Origin of the sequence: Paraburkholderia tropica (assembly GCF_014171495.1) — a bacterium.
In the GTDB taxonomy this organism is placed as follows: Bacteria; Pseudomonadota; Gammaproteobacteria; order Burkholderiales; family Burkholderiaceae; genus Paraburkholderia; species Paraburkholderia tropica.
In genome coordinates, this window is sequence record NZ_CP049134.1 from 944483 (window position 1) to 960877 (window position 16395).

17 protein-coding genes are annotated in these 16395 nt (G+C 65.8%); 9 read left to right on the forward strand and 8 right to left on the reverse strand.

Features of this window, described 5'->3' with window-relative positions; translation table 11 throughout:
* The first annotated feature begins 37 nt into the window (after positions 1–37).
* From G5S35_RS04235 to G5S35_RS04265, 7 genes are all read left to right on the forward strand, one after another.
* Positions 38–754 carry a chorismate--pyruvate lyase family protein gene (locus G5S35_RS04235; protein WP_183038652.1) on the forward strand — a complete coding sequence of 239 codons (717 nt, stop codon included), beginning with the start codon at positions 38–40 and terminating at the stop codon, positions 752–754.
* An 18-nt stretch (positions 755–772) separates the two neighbouring features.
* Positions 773–1312, forward strand: a complete 540-nt coding sequence (locus G5S35_RS04240) for a DNA-deoxyinosine glycosylase (protein WP_183038653.1) — start codon at positions 773–775, stop codon at positions 1310–1312.
* An 81-nt stretch (positions 1313–1393) separates the two neighbouring features.
* Positions 1394–1975, forward strand: a complete 582-nt coding sequence (locus G5S35_RS04245) for an energy transducer TonB (protein WP_110327594.1) — start codon at positions 1394–1396, stop codon at positions 1973–1975.
* 910 nt (positions 1976–2885) lie between these two features.
* The gene (locus G5S35_RS04250) at positions 2886–3863 is read left to right on the forward strand and encodes a class I SAM-dependent methyltransferase (protein WP_456299813.1); all 978 of its coding nucleotides are present in this window, start codon (positions 2886–2888) and stop codon (positions 3861–3863) included.
* 340 nt (positions 3864–4203) lie between these two features.
* Positions 4204–4443, forward strand: coding sequence for a DUF3311 domain-containing protein (locus tag G5S35_RS04255; RefSeq protein ID WP_183038654.1), 240 nt, complete (start codon positions 4204–4206; stop codon positions 4441–4443).
* Entirely contained in the window at positions 4440–5990 is a 1551-nt protein-coding gene (gene mctP, locus G5S35_RS04260) for a monocarboxylate uptake permease MctP (protein ID WP_065063674.1), read from the forward strand. Before G5S35_RS04255 ends, mctP begins: the two co-directional genes overlap by 4 nt.
* A 202-nt stretch (positions 5991–6192) precedes the next feature.
* Complete coding sequence (locus G5S35_RS04265; protein WP_124261138.1) at positions 6193–7341, forward strand: FUSC family protein; 1149 nt, start codon at positions 6193–6195, stop codon at positions 7339–7341.
* Positions 7342–7378: 37 nt separating this feature from the next.
* Here G5S35_RS04265 and G5S35_RS04270 read toward each other — a convergent pair whose 3' ends face one another.
* The 5 genes from G5S35_RS04270 to G5S35_RS04290 all read right to left on the reverse strand — a co-directional run bounded on the left by G5S35_RS04270 (position 7379) and on the right by G5S35_RS04290 (position 12763).
* Positions 7379–7810, reverse strand: a complete 432-nt coding sequence (locus tag G5S35_RS04270; RefSeq protein WP_110327596.1) for a VOC family protein — start codon at positions 7808–7810, stop codon at positions 7379–7381.
* 330 nt (positions 7811–8140) lie between these two features.
* Positions 8141–9100 (reverse strand): transaldolase, encoded by a 960-nt coding sequence (tal, locus tag G5S35_RS04275; RefSeq protein ID WP_065063667.1) that lies wholly within the window; start codon positions 9098–9100, stop codon positions 8141–8143.
* A gap of 281 nt (positions 9101–9381) precedes the next feature.
* Positions 9382–10599 (reverse strand): benzoate/H(+) symporter BenE family transporter, encoded by a 1218-nt coding sequence (locus G5S35_RS04280; RefSeq protein ID WP_065063665.1) that lies wholly within the window; start codon positions 10597–10599, stop codon positions 9382–9384.
* 79 nt (positions 10600–10678) lie between these two features.
* A complete protein-coding gene (locus tag G5S35_RS04285; protein ID WP_183038655.1) occupies positions 10679–11851 on the reverse strand; it encodes a vWA domain-containing protein in 1173 nt (390 codons plus the stop codon).
* Positions 11852–11911: 60 nt separating this feature from the next.
* The gene (locus tag G5S35_RS04290; RefSeq protein ID WP_065063661.1) at positions 11912–12763 is read right to left on the reverse strand and encodes an AAA family ATPase; all 852 of its coding nucleotides are present in this window, start codon (positions 12761–12763) and stop codon (positions 11912–11914) included.
* Positions 12764–13133: 370 nt separating this feature from the next.
* On the opposite strand from G5S35_RS04290, the gene G5S35_RS04295 reads away from it, so the two are divergent.
* Positions 13134–13499, forward strand: a complete 366-nt coding sequence (locus G5S35_RS04295) for a c-type cytochrome (protein WP_110327599.1) — start codon at positions 13134–13136, stop codon at positions 13497–13499.
* A gap of 41 nt (positions 13500–13540) precedes the next feature.
* Entirely contained in the window at positions 13541–13936 is a 396-nt protein-coding gene (locus tag G5S35_RS04300) for a c-type cytochrome (protein ID WP_065063657.1), read from the forward strand.
* Positions 13937–14082: 146 nt separating this feature from the next.
* On the opposite strand, the gene G5S35_RS04305 is transcribed toward G5S35_RS04300, so the two are convergent.
* The 3 genes from G5S35_RS04305 to rsxB all read right to left on the reverse strand — a co-directional run bounded on the left by G5S35_RS04305 (position 14083) and on the right by rsxB (position 16296).
* Entirely contained in the window at positions 14083–14517 is a 435-nt protein-coding gene (locus G5S35_RS04305) for a DUF1841 family protein (protein WP_065063655.1), read from the reverse strand.
* Between the two features lie 163 nt (positions 14518–14680).
* The gene (gene nth, locus G5S35_RS04310) at positions 14681–15325 is read right to left on the reverse strand and encodes an endonuclease III (RefSeq protein WP_065063652.1); all 645 of its coding nucleotides are present in this window, start codon (positions 15323–15325) and stop codon (positions 14681–14683) included.
* Positions 15326–15348: 23 nt separating this feature from the next.
* The gene (gene rsxB / locus G5S35_RS04315) at positions 15349–16296 is read right to left on the reverse strand and encodes an electron transport complex subunit RsxB (protein WP_065063650.1); all 948 of its coding nucleotides are present in this window, start codon (positions 16294–16296) and stop codon (positions 15349–15351) included.
* Positions 16297–16395 lie beyond the last annotated feature (99 nt).

Here is a 16395-nt window from a genome sequence, read left to right on the forward strand (position 1 = left end):
CGAATCGTCCTAACTGTGCGCAGCCTATAATCGCGCCATGCCTATCCGATTCGATGCCGCCGACGCGCACTGGCGCGTCGCGCCCCTCGCGGCCTTCAGCGCCGCCCAGAAAGACTGGCTCACGCGCGGCGGTTCGCTCACCGCGCATTTGCGCACGCTCGGCCAGGTTCGGGTGCGCGTGACGCGCGAAGCCGTCGATATGCCCTGGTCCGACGAATGTGCCGCACTCGGTCTCGCGCCGCGCGAGCGCGCATGGGTGCGCGAGATCGTGCTCGAAGTCGATGGCGTGCCGTTCGTGGCGGCGCATAGCGCGACGCCGCTTGGTGCGAGTCACGGCGTCTGGCAGGCCATGCGGCGCTTGCGCACGCGACCGCTCGCCGAACTGCTTTACAGCGATAGCGGCGTGGCGCGTTCGGCGCTGGTGAGCCGGCGCGTGATCGCGCGGCATCCGCTGCATGCGCTCGCAGCGCGCGAAATCGGCGAGACCGGTTCTGCCTGCGCGCATGCGCCGCATGCGTTCGTCGCGCGGCGTTCGGTGTTCGAGCGTCACGGCAAGCCGCTGCTCGTCACCGAATGCATGCTGCCCGCGCTGTGGGCGTATCTTGCGGAGTCGGCTGGCAAGGCGTCGGCCGCGCATACGTCGCATACGTCGCATACGTCACATTCGGCGCGCGAGCGCGGTCCGCTCGGACATACGGCTTCGCGTGCGCATCAAGTTGCGCATCAAAACCTCCCTCCCGGCGCGCCGCGCTGAATCGCATTGCGCTCGCCCATGTCGTTCAAACGCTGCTTCCCGCCCGTCGTCGATGCGCACACGCGCGTGCTGATTCTCGGCAGCCTGCCGGGCGAGGCGTCGCTCGCGCATCAGCAGTATTACGCGCACAAGCAGAATAAATTCTGGGCGCTGGTGGGAGACGTGATCGGCGCGGACCTCGTCGCGATGGAATACGACGCACGTTTACACGCGCTGCGTGCGAATCGGGTCGGATTGTGGGACGTGGTGGCCGAGGCGCGCCGCGAAGGCAGTCTCGACGCCGCGATCCGCGACCACGCCGGCAACGATCTCGTCACGCTGATCAAGAGCCTGCCCGCGCTCGAAGCGATCGCGTTCAACGGCGGCACGGCGGCGCGCATCGGCGAGCGCATTCTGGGCGCGCACGCGCCGCGCCTCGCGATCCTGCATCTGCCGTCGAGCAGCCCGGCGTACGCGTCGATGAACTTCGCGGCGAAACTGGTGGCGTGGCGCGCGATCGGCGCATTCGCGGGCAAGCCGGACGACGCGGCGCGTCGCCGGGATGCCGGGGCCGCGTAAGCGCACTGCAATCTCGCCGCGCTAGCATGCTCCCGCGCACGCCGAGGTGCGCATTCATTATCGACGGGACACGAAACCACAATGAACAAGAAACGCCTGCTCCTGCTCGCTTTTCCCTGCGCGCTCGCACTGGCCGCCTGCGCTTCCGACGAGCCGGCCGCCGCCGGTCCGCAGGTGCATCCTTCACCCGAAGCCGTGATGAGCCGCTGCCTCGCGTCGGTCGCCGAAAGCGGCGCGCCCGCGCCTACCGAAGCCACGCTGGACGCGCGGCAGTGGGAGCGCTACGTGAACTGCAAACTCGGCGGCAATATGTTTTCGAATCCGAAGAAAGTGTCGGTGGACACCGAGGCCGTGGTGTCGATCCGCGCCGCGCCTGACGGCCGCATTCTTTCCGTGAAGCTGCTGCATTCGAGCGGCAATCACGATTACGACAAGGCCGTCGAGCGCGCCATCGACGTCGCCACGCCGTTGCCGCCGGTGCCGACGGCCTTGCACATCGCGCGCATCGACCTGCACTTTCATCCGGTGAGCGTGAATCCGCTCGCACTGCAATCGAGCGGGCCGGCGATCGGCGGCATGAACGTGGGCGTCGGCATCAGCGATCAGAGTCATTGGCGCGCGGAGCACTGCAACATCGTGAACGGGGTGAGCGCTTGCGATTGAACGTCGGCTGTTCGTGATTGCAGGGCTTTTTTCGTGGTGTTTTGTCGCGCGATTGTGGTGTTAAGGCGGCGTCATTGCCGTGTAATTGCAGCGCGATGCGCGGCGAATGCTATGCTCTCGGTCGCCCCCGCAGTCGCGCTGCAGATGTGCTGTTGCCGCGGCTGCTTTTGCTCCTTCCAAGCATCGCATTTTCCACATGACGACTCTGATCAAGCGCGCTTCGGCTGAGGCCCGCGCATTCAACAAAACCGACGCTGCCGAGAGCGCGCCGACGACCGGAACGACGCCGGAAACCGAAGCGCCGCAGCAGATCGAGGCAGCGCCGCAAGCCGAGGCTGCGGTGCAGGCAGCGGCGCCGGCCGCCGTCGAAGCCGCACCGGCTGCGGTGGCGGAAGTGACGGAAGCGGCGCAAGCGCCGGCAGCGGTCGAAGCCGCGCCAGCCGTCGTGGCAGCCGAAGCTGCGCCGGCAGTCGTCGAAGCGCCGAAGCAGGCGGCAGTCAAGCCTGCTGCGAAGCGCGCTGCGAAGCCTGTCGCCAAGCCGGAAGCGAAGCCTGTCGCTGAAGTAGCAGCGAAGGCTGAAGCGAAGCCGGTTGCGAAGAAGGCAGCGAAGCCCGCAGCGAAGGTGGATGCGACGCCGGTTGCAAAGGCAGAAGCCAAGCCCGCCGCAAAGAAGGCAGCGAAGCCTGCGGTAAAGGCGGAAGTCAAGCCGGTCGCGAAGCCTGCCGCTGAAGTGGCGGCGAAGGCTGAAGCAAAGCCGGTTGAGAAGAAGGCAGCGAAGCCTGCGGTGAAGGCGGAAGCGAAGCCCGCAGCGAAGGTGGATGCGACGCCGGTTGCAAAGGCAGAAGCCAAGCCCGTCTCGAAGAAGGCAGCGAAGCCCGCAGCGAAGGCAGAAGCCAAGCCCGCAGCACGCGTGAAGCGCGCGCCGGTTGCTGCCACGGTCGTTGCAGAAGCAGCAGCGCCGAAGGCCGCAAAGGCAGAAAAAGCCGCCAAGCCGACCAAGGCAGCCAAACCCGCTAAACCGGCCAAGGCGATCAAACCCGCCAAGTCCACCAAGCTCGCGCGCCGCGCCGCCCTGGCCGCGGAAGAACTCGAACACGCACCGGTCATCGAAAAGCCGCGCAAGCCGCGCTTCGCACCGGTCACGTTCTCGGAAGAGGGCGGCGTGCGCTACCTGCACTTCGGCACCGAATGGGTGCAAGGCGCGATGCGTCTGTCGAAGCCGCAGCACATCGAACTCGAATACGCGCAGCAGATGATGGCCTGGCTGCTGTTCCTCGCGACGCCCGCGCGCATCGTGCAACTCGGTCTGGGCGCCGCGGCGCTGACCAAGTTCGCGCATCGCTACCTGCGTCCCGCGAAGGTCGAGGCGATCGAGCTGAACCCGGCGGTCGTGGTGGCCGCGCGCACGATGTTCGATCTGCCGATGGACGACGCGCGCCTCGCCGTGCGTGAACTCGACGCATGGGACTTCGTGCAGGACCGCTCGAACCACGGCACGGTCGGCGCACTGCAAATCGACATCTACGACGCGACCGCACGCGGTCCGGTGCTCGACAGCGTGGCGTTCTACCGCGCCGCGCGCGCCTGTCTCGCGGAGGCGGGCGTCGCGACGATCAACCTGTTCGGCGACCACCCGAGCTACGTGCGCAACATGAAGCGCCTGAAGGAAGCCTTCGACGGCCGCGTGATCGCGCTGCCCGAAGTGCACGACGGCAATCGCGTCGCGCTGGCGTTCTCGGGTCCGGCGCTCGACGTGAGCTGGACGGCGCTCGAAAAGCGTGCGCGCATGCTCGAAAGCAAGCTCGGCCTGCCCGCGCACCAGTGGGTCAAGTCGCTGCGCGCAGCGTGCAAGGAAATCGGTAAGGAAGGTGCGTCGTTCGCCATCTGAGTCTGCTCGCCTGGTGCGTTCGTCACGTTCGTCATGTTCGTCGAGCGCACCAAGAAAGAAACCGGCTTTCTGGCCGGTTTTTTTTCGTCCCCGTTTTTTGCGGGCTTTCGGATAGCTGACGATTGCGAATCCGAAACGATGCCCACGCACCGTTCTCGCGCCTTGACAGCACGGCCGGGGTTGGGGTCCGCCCCGGCTTGACCCGCTATCGGGGCCTCGCTACTCTTTTCAGCGCTTTCGGGGACCTTGCGAGGCACGAGCTCGCGGGCCATCGGCCCTTTCGCGGCCGTACAGGCGGCGCACCGACGTCGCATAACAACATAAGTGAGGAGGAGACGTCATGGCTCACGACGCCGACGCCGGAAAAGCCAGCAAGCACTGGCTCTGGCTGCTGTTGCTGCCCTGGATCGCGATGATCTGGGTGCCGTCGTACAACAAGGTCGAACCCACATTGTGGGACTTCCCGTTCTTCTACTGGTATCAGCTCTTCTGGGTGCTGATCAGCGCGGTCATCACCGCGCTCGTCTATCACAAGACCAAGGACCGCTCGAAGCGCGGCAACGCGGGAGGCGCGCAATGAACGTCACCGCAACCTTCGTCTTCGTCCTGTTCTTCATCGGCGTGACCATCATCGGCTTTCTGGCCGCGCATTGGCGCAAGGGCGATCTCGCGCATCTCGACGAATGGGGTCTCGGCGGGCGCCGCTTCGGCACCATCGTCACCTGGTTCCTGCTCGGCGGCGATCTCTATACGGCGTACACCTTCGTGGCGGTCCCCGCTCTCGTGTTCGGCGCGGGCGCAACGGGTTTCTTCGCGCTGCCGTACACGATCCTGATCTATCCGTTCGCATTCGTGGTGTTCCCGAAGCTCTGGGCCATCGCCAAGCGCCATCACTACGTGACGTCCGCCGACTTCGTGAGCGCGCGTTACGGCAGCCGCATGCTCGCGCTCGCCATCGCGGTCACGGGCATCGTCGCGACCATGCCGTATATCGCGCTGCAGCTGGTGGGGATCGAAGTGGTGATCGGCGCGCTGGGTTTCGACACCACGGGCTTCGTCGGCGACCTGCCGCTCATCATCGCGTTCGCGATTCTCGCGGCCTATACCTACACCTCGGGTCTGCGTGCGCCGGCGATGATCGCGGTCGTGAAGGACATTCTGATCTACGTGACCATCGCGGTGGCGATCATCGTGATTCCGGCGCAGATGGGCGGTTTCGGCCATATCTTCGCTTCGGTGCCGCCGGCCAAACTGCTGCTCAAGGCACCGGACGCGTCGAGCCTGAACGGCTATAGCGCGTACGCGACGCTCGCGGTGGGTTCGGCACTCGCGCTGTTCCTCTATCCGCATTCGATCACGGCGGTGCTGTCGTCGTCGTCGGGCAACACCATCCGCCGCAACATGGCGATGCTGCCCGCGTACTCGCTCGTGCTCGGCCTGCTCGCGCTGCTCGGCTTCATGGCGCTCGCCTCGGGCGTGAAGGACATGCCGGAATTCGCACCGTACTTCAAGGCTTTCGGCCCGAACTTCGCGGTACCGGCGCTGTTCCTGCACTTCTTCCCATCGTGGTTCGTGGGCGTGGCGTTCGCGGCGATCGGCATCGGCGCGCTGGTGCCCGCGGCGATCATGTCGATCGCGGCCGCCAACCTGTACACGCGCAACATCCACAAGGAGTTCATCAACCGCAAGATGAGTAACGAGCAGGAAACCAACATCGCCAAGCTGGTTTCGCTGATCGTGAAAGTGGGCGCGGTGGCGTTCATTCTCGGGTTGCCGCTCACGTACGCGATCCAGCTGCAACTGCTCGGCGGCATCTGGATCATCCAGACGCTGCCCGCGATCGTGCTCGGTCTCTACACGCGCATGCTCGACTGGCGCGGTCTGCTGATCGGCTGGGCGGTGGGCATCGGCACCGGCACGTGGATGGCGATCTCGCTGCATCTCAAGGGCTCGATCTTCGTCGTGCATCTGTTCGGCATCGACGTGCCGGGCTACGCGGCGGTGTGGTCGCTGATCGTGAATCTCGTGGTGGCGGTGGTGGTGTCGGCGCTCGTGCATCTGTTCGGGATGCAGAAGGGCGAGGACCGCACGCGTCCGGAAGATTATCTGGACGTGGTCGAAAGCTGATCGGCGAGGGCGCGGCGAGGGCGCGGCGAATGCGCCCACTGTGCCCGCTTGATGCCGCAAACAAGCCGCCATCAAGCCGCCATCAAGCCGCAATCACGCATGCCCGCGCCGATGACGGTTGCGGGCATTCGTTTTTCTGGTGCACGATGTGCGCTGCACGGTGTCATTCCGACGACACCGGCCCGAATGTCCAGCGCGCAACATGAACTTGTCCGAACCGAAGTCCACACACTCCGCCGTGCCGCGCCGGCGCGTCCGCTCGCGCGTCGCGCGGGTCTGGCGCGCGCTCACGTCGCCGTTCTATCGCTACCGCAACGCGGCGCTCATCCACGCCATCCGCGTGGGCCTCGCGATGCTGACGTCGATTCTCGCCACCACCGGCATCAACATACCGCACGGTATCTGGGCCTCGGTCACGCTGCTGGTGGTGATCGGCGGCTTGCAGCATCACGGCAATATTCGCAAGAAGGCCGCGGAGCGCGCGCTCGGCACGCTGCTCGGCGCGCTCATCGGCCTGACGCTGATCGTCGTGCAGGCCGTCACGGGTTCGTCGTGGCTCACCTATTCGCTGATGTCGATCGTCGCGGCCGTCTGTAGTTACTACGCGATCGGCAAGCCCGGTTACGTGGCGCTGCTCACGGCGATCACGATGTGCATCGTCGCGGGCCACGGCGACAATCTCATCGACACCGGCTTGTGGCGCACGCTCAACGTGATGATCGGCATCGTGATCGCGCTGGCGTTTTCGTTCGCGCTGCCGCTGCACGCGACCTATTCGTGGCGCTACCGGCTCGCCGACAGCCTGCGCGAATGCGCGCGCGTCTACACGCAGATCGTGAGCGGCGTGCACGTCGACAACGACGAGCACATCGAGATCTTTCGCCGCCTGAACCAGCGTCTCGTGCAACTGCGTTCGCTGATGCCTTCCGTGGCGAAGGAGATCGACGTGCCGGCGGCGCGGCTCGAACAGATCCAGCGCCAGCATCGCGCGATCCTCAGCTCGCTGGAGATGATGGCGACCGGGCTTGGACGCTACGAGCAGCAACTCGTGCGCGTGGCGTTCGCCGGGCGCAGTGCGTGCGTGCGCGAAGCGCTGCTGGCGACGGCGCGGGCGCTGCGTTTTGGCGGCGCGCGTCATCCGGAAGCGGCGGCCAAGGCGTTGCGCGCACCGTCGCTCGACAGCGCTCAGGCGCTGGCGGCCGAGCCCGCCGCGCCGCTCGCGCCGGACATGCAGGGGCCGTACTGGCTGGGTTTGCGATTCGAGGAGCAGGTGGCGCAGCTACGGTCCCTGTTGCTGGAGACCGAGCCGCGCTGGAACATCGAGCGCGCGCACCTGCATCGGATGGTGTGAGGCGCGCGGCGGGTGCAGAAACCGCTTTCGAGGCGATTTAAGCGGCCGGGCTTTCGAGCGGCGGCGCGGTGACCATCCACGGCACGCCGAACTTGTCGGTCAGCATGCCGAAGCCCGGCGACCAGAAGGTTTTCTGGAACGGCATGGTCACCTGGGCGCCTTGCGATAGCGCGTCGAAGTAGCGTTGCGCGGTGGCGGCGTCGGCGGCCGTGAGCGAGACGCTGAAGCCGGTGAACTTGTCGTTGCCGGTCATACAGCCGCCATCGGACATCATGATCTGCGCATCGCCGACCTGAAGCGTGGCGTGCATGATCTTCTCGGCGAATTCGGCGGGCATGGGACGCGCCGGATCGGGCGGCGCTTCCTTGAAGCGCATCGTGAACAGCGTCTGCGCGCCGAGCGCCTCGTGATAGAACGCGATCGCCTCTTCGCAGTTGCCGGGGTAGAACAGGTAGGGCTGGATCTGCATCATCGTTTTCCTTGCGGACCGGTTCCCCGCAGGGGCGGCCCGCGCGCGCGGATGCGCAACGGTTGTGGGGATGTTGTGGGAGCCAAACGCGCGGCTGTGTGCGCCGCTGTCCTGATTCTAGGCGCAGGCCCGCGCGGCGCCGCGCGGCGCGTCGCCAGGGTTTGCGAGAGCGCAGGCTGGAATGGAGGTTGCAGGGCGCGGGCACGCTAATACAAAGCGCCAATAACGCGCCGCAAAAAAGAAAAGGGCCGCACGTTCTGCACGCGCGGCCCTTCGTATTTTTCGGCGATCAGTAAGCGTTTAACGCGCGCTCACCGAGTGTCGAGCGCCTTACTTCGCGCGCAGTTCCTCGACCATCTTGTCGAGCTTCACCGCATCGGCGGCGAAGGCGCGGATGCCTTCCGCGAGCTTCTCGGTAGCCATCGCATCTTCGTTGAGCAGGAAGCGGAACGACGCTTCGTCCACGGCCACGCGTTCGATCTGCGCGTCCTTGAAGGCTTCCGCCGACAGCTTGCGCTCGATCTTTTCGCTGCTGTCCTGCAGCTTCTGCAGCAGGTCCGGGCTGATCGTGAGCAGGTCGCAGCCCGCCAGTTCGACGATCTGGCTCGTGTTGCGGAAGCTCGCGCCCATCACCTCGGTCTTGTAGCCGAACTTCTTGTAGTACGCGTAGATCTTGCGCACCGACTGCACGCCCGGATCGTTCGCGCCGCCGTCCTTCGCGTCGTCCCAGTCGGCGCCCTTGGCCTTCTTGTACCAGTCGTAGATGCGGCCGACGAACGGCGAGATCAGTTGCGCGCCCGCTTCGGCGCACGCGGCGGCCTGCGCGAGCGAGAACAGCAGCGTCATGTTGCAGCGGATGCCTTCCTTCTGCAGCACTTCCGCCGCGCGGATGCCTTCCCACGTCGACGCGAGCTTGATCAGCACGCGCTCTTTCTCGATGCCTGCTTTCTTGTACAGGTCGATGATGTGATGAGCCTTGTCGATCGACTTCTTCGTGTCGAACGAGAGACGCGCGTCGACTTCGGTCGAGACGCGGCCCGGAATGATCTTGAGGATTTCGGTGCCGAAGGCGATCAGCAGATGGTCGATGATCGCTTCGACCGATTCGCCCGCGTGATCGCGCACGGTTTTTTCGAGCAGCGGCCGGTACTCGGCTTTCTGCACGGCCTTGAGAATCAGCGACGGATTGGTGGTCGCGTCCTGCGGCTTGTACTGGACGAATTGCTGGAAGTCGCCCGTGTCGGCGACGACGGTGGTGTACTGCTTGAGCTGATCGAGTGCGGTAGTCATGTCAGGCCTTGTGGGCGCATGCGCGCCAGCGTCGGTGAAAGGGAACGGCCTGCGCGCGGGCCGGCGAGCCGGGATTCGCGGGAGCAGGGCGAAACGCGAAATTACGCGTATTAACGTGGATCGCAGGGATCGGCGCTGCGTCGCCGCCGGATGGCGGCAGCGCGCTGCCGCGCGGCCGGGTTGGGGCCTGCGCGGCGCACACCCCCATTTTATGGCGGATCGGAAGGCGGTGCGATGTCGCGCGCGCAGTCGTCATGGCGGCCATGCCGGTGTTGCAGTTTTCAGGCCCGCCGCGCGTTCAGAATGACCTGCGTGAGCACGCCGGCGACCAGGCCCCAGAACGCCGCGCCGATCGACAGCAACGTGAGGCCGGAGGCCGTCACCATGAAGGTGACGAGAGCCGCTTCGCGCTCGCTCGGGTTCTGCATCGCGTTGGTCAGCCCGCTCATGATCGAGCCGAACAGCGCGAGCGCGGCGATCGAGACCACCAGCGCCTGCGGAAACGCCGCGAACAGCGCCGCGATGGTCGCGCCGAAGGTGCCCGCGATCAGATAGAAGATGCCGCACCAGACGGCCGCCATATAGCGCTTGTTGCGGTCCTCGTGCGCGTGCGGGCCGGTGCAGATCGCCGCCGTGATGGCCGCGAGGTTGATGCCGTGCGAGCCGAACGGCGCGAGCACGAGCGACGCGAGGCCCGTGGTGGCGATCAGCGGCGAGGAGGGCGTGTTGTAGCCGTCGGCGCGCAGCACGGCGATGCCGGGCACGTTCTGCGAAGCCATCGCCACCACGAACAGCGGAATGCCGATGCTGACGATCGCCTGCACCGAGAACGCGGGCATCGTGAACACCGGTTTTGCGACCGCCACGCGGAAGTGGCTGAAGTCGAGCAGGCCGAGCGTCGCGGCGGCCGCCACGCCCACCACCAGCGTGCCGACAATCGCGTAACGCGGCACCGCGCGCTTGAGCAGCAGATACGCGAAGAACATCGTGAGCACGAGCGGCGTTTGCACCTGCGCCGCATGGAAGATCTCGATGCCGATCTCGAACAGGATGCCCGCGAGCAGCGCCGCGGCGATGCCGCCGGGAATGCGCTTCATCAGCGTGTCGAACCAGCCCGTGAGGCCCACGGCGGTCAGCAGCAGCGCGCAGACGATATAGGCGCCAATGGCTTCGGCGTAGGGCACGTGCGGCAGCGAGCTGATCAGCAGCGCCGCGCCCGGCGTGGACCAGGCGATCACGGTGGGCGCGCGGAACCACAGCGAGAGGCCGATGGTGGTGACGCCCATGCCGATCGAGAGCGACCAGATCCACGAGGAAATCTGTTCGGGCGTCAGGTGTGCGGCCTGGCCCGCCTGGAACATCAGCACGAGCGAACTCGTGTAGCCCGTCATCATCGCGACGAAACCGGCCACGATCGTGGCGACCGACGTGTCGGCGAGCGGCCGCAGCGGTCCCGGCCGGACGCTCGCCGGCAGGTCGGGGGATGAAGGCGCGGTCATGCTGGAACTCTCCTCGTTTTACTTGTGAATGCCCGCTTGGGCGGGTGTGGCGTGTGTGATGTGCAGGGGAGAAGGGGCGTTACTTGCTCAGCACGCGCATGGCGGTTTCGAGCCCCGCGACGGTGAGCGGATACATGCGATGCCCGAGAATCTCGCGGATCACCGATACCGATTGCCGGTATTCCCAGAGCCGTTCGGGTTCGGGATTGAGCCACGCGAAATGCGGGAACTGATCGGCGAGACGGCGCAGCCACACGGCGCCCGCTTCCGGGTTGTTGTACTCGACCGAGCCGCCCGGTTGCAGCACTTCGTACGGGCTCATGGTGGCGTCGCCGACGAAGATCAGCTTGTAGTCGGGCGTGAACTTGTGCAGCAGGTCCCACGTGGACGTGCGCTCCGCGTGGCGGCGGCGATTGTTCTTCCACAGGTAGTCGTAGACGCAGTTGTGGAAGTAGTAGAACTCCAGATGCTTGAACTCGGCCTTCGCGGCGGAGAAGAGTTCCTCGGTGCGCTTGATGTGGTCGTCCATCGAGCCGCCCACGTCGAGCAGCATCAGCACTTTCACCTTGTTGTGGCGCTCCGGCACCATCTTGAGGTCGAGCCAGCCCGCGTTGGCGGCGGTGCTGCGGATGGTGTCGGTGAGATCGAGTTCTTCGGCCGCGCCTTCGCGCGCGAAGCGGCGCAGACGGCGCAGCGCGACCTTGATGTTGCGCGTGCCGATTTCCACCTGATCGTCGTAGTCGCGATACGCGCGCGCGTCCCACACCTTCACGGCGCTGCGCTGGCCGCCTTCGCCGCCGATGCGGATGCCTTCGGGGTTATAGCCGCCGTTGCCGAACGGCGAGGTGGCGCCCGTGCCGATCCACTTGCTGCCGCCTTCGTGGCGCTCCTTCTGCTCGTCGAACAGTTGCTTGAGGCGTTCCATGAGCTTGTCGAGCCCGCCCATCGCTTCGATCTGCGCGCGCTGCTCGGGCGTGAAGTCGCGTTCGAGCCGCTTCTTGAGCCAGTCCTCGGGAATCTCGAACGCCTGCGCCGACTTCTTCTCGATGCCGCGGAAATACGCGCCGAACGCCTGATCGAAGCGGTCGAAATACTGCTCGTCCTTCACGAGCGTCATGCGCGCGAGAAAGTAGAAGTCGTCGAGCGAGGGCGCGATCACGCGCTCCTTGAGCGCTTCCACGAGCGTGAGGTACTCCTTGACGGAGACCGGCAGCTTCGCGTCGCGCAGCGTGTAGAAGAAGTCGATCAGCATGCGGATTCTCCGTGCCTTCTTGCGTGCCTCGTGCGTGCCATTGACGCGCTCACCCGCGGCTTAGCGGTTGTGGCGGTTCATGTAGATGAGCCGCTCGAACAGCGTCATGTCCTGCTCGTTCTTGAGCAGCGCGCCCGCGAGCGGCGGCATCGACTTCGAGCCGTCGACGGCGCGCAGCGCTTCGGGCGGCACCTCTTCGGCGAGCAGCAGCTTGAGCCAGTCGAGCAGTTCCGACGTGGACGGCTTCTTCTTCAGGCCCGCGACGTTGCGCAGTTCGAAGAAACTCTCCATCGCGGCGCTCAGCAGTTCCTTGCGGATGCCCGGATAGTGCACCTCGACGATGCGCTGCATCGTGGCCGGATCGGGAAAGCTGATGTAGTGGAAGAAGCAGCGGCGCAGGAAGGCGTCGGGCAGCTCCTTCTCGTTGTTCGACGTGATGATCACGAGCGGACGCTGCTTCGCCTTGATGAGTTCGCGCGTCTCGTAGACGTAGAACTCCATGCGGTCGAGTTCGCGCAGCAGGTCGTTCGGGAATTCGATGTCGGCCTTGTCGATCTCGTCGATCAGCAAGACGCCCGGCTGCTCCGACTCGAACGCCTGCCACAGCACGCCCTTGACGATGTAGTTGCGGATGTCCTTCACGCGCTCGTCGCCGAGCTGCGAATCGCGCAGGCGCGACACCGCGTCGTATTCGTAGAGGCCTTGCTGCGCCTTCGTGGTGGACTTGATGTGCCACTGCATGAGCGGCATGTCGAGCGCGGCCGCGACTTCCTCGGCCAGCATCGTCTTGCCGGTGCCCGGCTCGCCCTTGATGAGCAGCGGACGCTTCAGGGTGATCGCGGCATTGACCGCGAGCTTGAGGTCGTCGGTGGCGACGTACTGCGAAGAGCCTTCGAAACGCGTGGCGCGCATGATGAACCGCTCGCTAAAAAAATCCCAGTATAAGTCAGAAGGGGTGTTGGCCCGGAGGGGGCTCGCGTATCGTTGGCACCGCCCGATGCGGCACCTGTTTATCGCCGGAACTGTCGTGAACGGCGCACCAGGGTTCCCCCGCACGACCCGCCCGGAGGCCCCTCGCACAACGCCGGAGCCCCGTGTGGCGGGCCTGAGCGGGCGCCTCACGGGCGGCCGCCCGATGGACGTGCGGCGTGGCGTCGCGGTATACTCGGACCGATTTTTTTCGGCCTGCACGGCGACCCCCAAAAGTAAAACAGCAGTAATGCGGCGCAGGCCGTGGCCTGCGGTTCGGGCGTTCGAATCCCCTCAAGCCAGGTTGGATGCTATGAAAAAAATTGTCGGCAAGCACGTCATGTTCGGAGCATTGACCGTGCTGGCGGGCTTCGCGGCCACGGCACACGCGGACGTCGTGGGCAACGCGAAGGCAGGGCAGGACAAGGTGGCGATGTGTATCGGCTGTCATGGTATTCCCGACTATCGCACGGCCTATCCCGAGGTCTATCACGTGCCGATCCTGGGCGGCCAGAATGCCCAGTACATCGACAACGCCCTGCACGGCTACAAGAAAGGCGACCGCCACTTCGAGACCATGCACGCCATTGCGGCGTCGCTCAGCGATCAGGATATTGCGGACATCGCGGCGTATTACTCGTCGCAGACGCCCGCCTCGAAGAACAATCCCGAGAAGTAACCGGCACGCGACTGAGAGGAAAAACCATGAACAAGTCCCGCATGGCCGTGCCCGCGCATGCCCGCCGCCGTCCGTACGCGCCGGCCGCCGCGATCGTTGCCGCCGCATCGGCACTGGCCTTCACGCTCGTCGCGCTGCCCGCGCAGGCCGCCGACGCCGCCAAAGGCAAGGTGCTGTCCGACAGCCACAACTGCGCCGCCTGCCACGGCGAAAACCTCAACAAGCCGGTGAGCCCGGAGTATCCGAAGCTCGCGGGCCAGCATGCCGATTACATCTACTGGGCGCTGCGCCAGTACCAGATGGGCGGCAATAACCCGCATCTCGGTCGCAACAATCCGATCATGCAGGCGCAGGTGCAGAGCCTGTCGCAGGGCGACATGAAGGATCTGGCCGCGTATATCGAATCGCTCAAGGGCGATCTCGTCGAGAAGAAATAAGCGCTGGGGCGCACGAACGCACGAACGCGCCGCCGAAAGCAAAAACACCCCGTTCGGGCCGCGTGGCGGTTCGAACGGGGTGTTTTTGTTTGTGGATGCCGCTTGAATCGACGTGTATCGATGAATCGGCGTATCGACAGATCCGCTCAGTCGCGCGTCGCGCGGCGCTCGATGCGTTGCAGATAGGCGTCGGTGTCGGGCGGCGTATTCGTGCGCTGCGCTTCCCAGATGGTCTCGCCGAGACATTCCATGATCGCGTGCTGCGCGTCGTGCGTGGAGCCCATGCGCGCCGCGAGCCGGTCGTGCGCCGCGCGGATGCCCGGCGGCTGGTCGATCGACAATTGCTCGCTGATCGCCAGATGCATCGACAGATGCAGGAAGGGATTGCTTTGCCCGCGCTCGGGCGAATAGTCCTGCGCGGCGGCCTGATCGGCGTCGGCGAGCTCCGCGTGATACTCGGGATGCTCGACGATCCAGTCGGCGGCAATCGCCTCGAGCGGCGTGAGGATTTCGCCCGCGCGCTGCTTGCGCCAGGTCTCGGTGAAAAAGCGGCGGACTTCGTCGCGGCTGGGATTGAACATCGTGAACGTGCTGGGTGGGGAGTCGGTTCGAACCCGAACCGGCTTCGTCGTTGGACTGTGATGGCCGATTTTACGCCGCCGTGCGCGCACTTGCCGGAGCTGGAGCCGCAACACACGACTGTGTTTTCAGGGCCGGATCTGGGGCGCGGATCTCAGGCATCGCTCAAAGATCGGGCGGCGGCGTCTTCTGCCTGAATTCGCAGACCGGCTCGATCACGCAATGCCAGCATTCCGGACGGCGCGCCTTGCAGACGTAGCGGCCATGCAGGATCAGCCAGTGATGCGCGTTCACGAGGAATTCCTTCGGCGTGTACTTTTCGAGCGCGATCTCGACGGCCTTCACGTCCTTGCCGGGCGCGAGGCCGGTGCGGTTCGCGACCCGGAAGATATGCGTGTCGACGGCGATGGTCGGCTCGCCGAACGCCACGTTGAGCACCACGTTCGCGGTCTTGCGGCCCACGCCGGGCAGTCCTTCGAGCGCCTCGCGCGTGCGCGGCACTTCGCCGCCGTACTGCTCGATCAGCTTTTCGCAGGTGGCGATCACGTTCTTCGCCTTGGTGCGGTAGAGGCCGATCGTCTTGATGTAATCGGCCACGCCTTCCTCGCCGAGCGCGAGCACGGTCTGCGGCGTGTTCGCGACCGGAAACATCCGTCGCATGGCCTTGTTCACCGACACATCGGTGGCCTGCGCGGACAACAGCACGGCGATCAGGAGTTCGAACGGCGTCGTGAACTCCAGCTCGGTTTCCGGATGCGGATTGATGCTTTGCAGCGTTTCGTAGATGGCGCGGCGCTTGGTGGCGTTCATGCGGATAGGCGTGGGCGCGGTGGTTACGTGGGCTTGTCGTCGTTGGGCGTGTTGGCGGCGGCGCTGTCGCTCTTCTTGCTTTTCTCGCTCGCGTCGTCGCTCTGGCCACTCTGGCCGTTCTGCGATGCGGCGATGCCCAGACGCTGTCGGCGCGCCTCGGCGGCGTCGATCTGCGCCTGCACGTCGGCGCTGACGTGCTCGGTGTTGCGCGGGCCTTCGCCGCGCGCCGACAGTTCCGCCTTCTTCTGGCGCGCGCGTTCCAGCGCGGCCTGGATGATCGCTTTCTTCTTCGCTTCGGCGTCGTTGGCGGGCGCGGCTTGCGCGGCGGCGGGCGCGGTGGTCGCGCCTGCGTGAGCCGCTTGCTCGGTCTGGTCCGCCTGCGCCTTCTGCGCGTCTTGGGCGTCTTGCGCGGGGGCGGCAGCCGCCGCGCGGCGGGCGGCGGCGCGCGCTTCGGCGGCGTTGCGCTCGGCGGCGAGGCGCGCCTGGCGGCGGTCGTGGCGCAGGCGTGCTTCATCGGCCTGCTGCTGCGTCCAGGCGTCCCAGCCGGTGGCGTCGCCCGTCACCGGAATCATCGCGATGCAATCGACCGGGCAGGGCGCCACGCACAGGTCGCAACCCGTGCAGAGATCCTTGACGATGGTGTGCATCTGCTTGGGCGCGCCGACGATCGCATCGACGGGACACGCCTGCATGCACAGCGTGCAGCCGATGCAGACCTGTTCGTCGATGAACGCGACGGGACGCGCACGTTCGACGCCGTTGACCGGATTGATCGGAATAACCGGCTTGCCCAGCAGTCTCGCGAGGCGTTCGACGCCCTCGGCGCCGCCGGGCGGGCACTGGTTGTAGTTGGCGCTGCCGGCCGCGACAGCGTCGGCGTAGGGCCGGCAGCCGTCATAGCCGCACTTGGTGCATTGCGTCTGGGGCAGCAGATCTTCGATGCGATCTGCAAGTGTTTTAGGTTCGTTCACGGTCGCGACTTCTGGGCGGGCCCGGGGGAATGGGGAGCGGGCCGGGCGGCGGCACGCTGACAACTCAAGCGAGGCGACAGGGCCGCCTGGCGAGGCTCG

Bases quoted from the DNA above. Each gene is read 5' to 3' on its own strand.
- G5S35_RS04255 (WP_183038654.1), top strand. From the start codon at position 4,204: ATGGCTCACGACGCCGACGCCGGAAAAGCCAGCAAGCACTGGCTCTGG.
- G5S35_RS04270 (WP_110327596.1), bottom strand. From the start codon at position 7,810: ATGCAGATCCAGCCCTACCTGTTCTACCCCGGCAACTGCGAAGAGGCG.
- G5S35_RS04285 (WP_183038655.1), bottom strand. From the start codon at position 11,851: ATGCTGATCGACTTCTTCTACACGCTGCGCGACGCGAAGCTGCCGGTC.
- mctP (WP_065063674.1), top strand. From the start codon at position 4,440: ATGAACGTCACCGCAACCTTCGTCTTCGTCCTGTTCTTCATCGGCGTG.
- G5S35_RS04290 (WP_065063661.1), bottom strand. From the start codon at position 12,763: ATGCGCGCCACGCGTTTCGAAGGCTCTTCGCAGTACGTCGCCACCGAC.
- G5S35_RS04265 (WP_124261138.1), top strand. From the start codon at position 6,193: ATGAACTTGTCCGAACCGAAGTCCACACACTCCGCCGTGCCGCGCCGG.
- G5S35_RS04235 (WP_183038652.1), top strand. From the start codon at position 38: ATGCCTATCCGATTCGATGCCGCCGACGCGCACTGGCGCGTCGCGCCC.
- G5S35_RS04300 (WP_065063657.1), top strand. From the start codon at position 13,541: ATGGCCGTGCCCGCGCATGCCCGCCGCCGTCCGTACGCGCCGGCCGCC.
- tal (WP_065063667.1), bottom strand. From the start codon at position 9,100: ATGACTACCGCACTCGATCAGCTCAAGCAGTACACCACCGTCGTCGCC.
- G5S35_RS04295 (WP_110327599.1), top strand. From the start codon at position 13,134: ATGAAAAAAATTGTCGGCAAGCACGTCATGTTCGGAGCATTGACCGTG.
- G5S35_RS04305 (WP_065063655.1), bottom strand. From the start codon at position 14,517: ATGTTCAATCCCAGCCGCGACGAAGTCCGCCGCTTTTTCACCGAGACC.
- G5S35_RS04280 (WP_065063665.1), bottom strand. From the start codon at position 10,599: ATGACCGCGCCTTCATCCCCCGACCTGCCGGCGAGCGTCCGGCCGGGA.
- G5S35_RS04245 (WP_110327594.1), top strand. From the start codon at position 1,394: ATGAACAAGAAACGCCTGCTCCTGCTCGCTTTTCCCTGCGCGCTCGCA.
- nth (WP_065063652.1), bottom strand. From the start codon at position 15,325: ATGAACGCCACCAAGCGCCGCGCCATCTACGAAACGCTGCAAAGCATC.
- G5S35_RS04240 (WP_183038653.1), top strand. From the start codon at position 773: ATGTCGTTCAAACGCTGCTTCCCGCCCGTCGTCGATGCGCACACGCGC.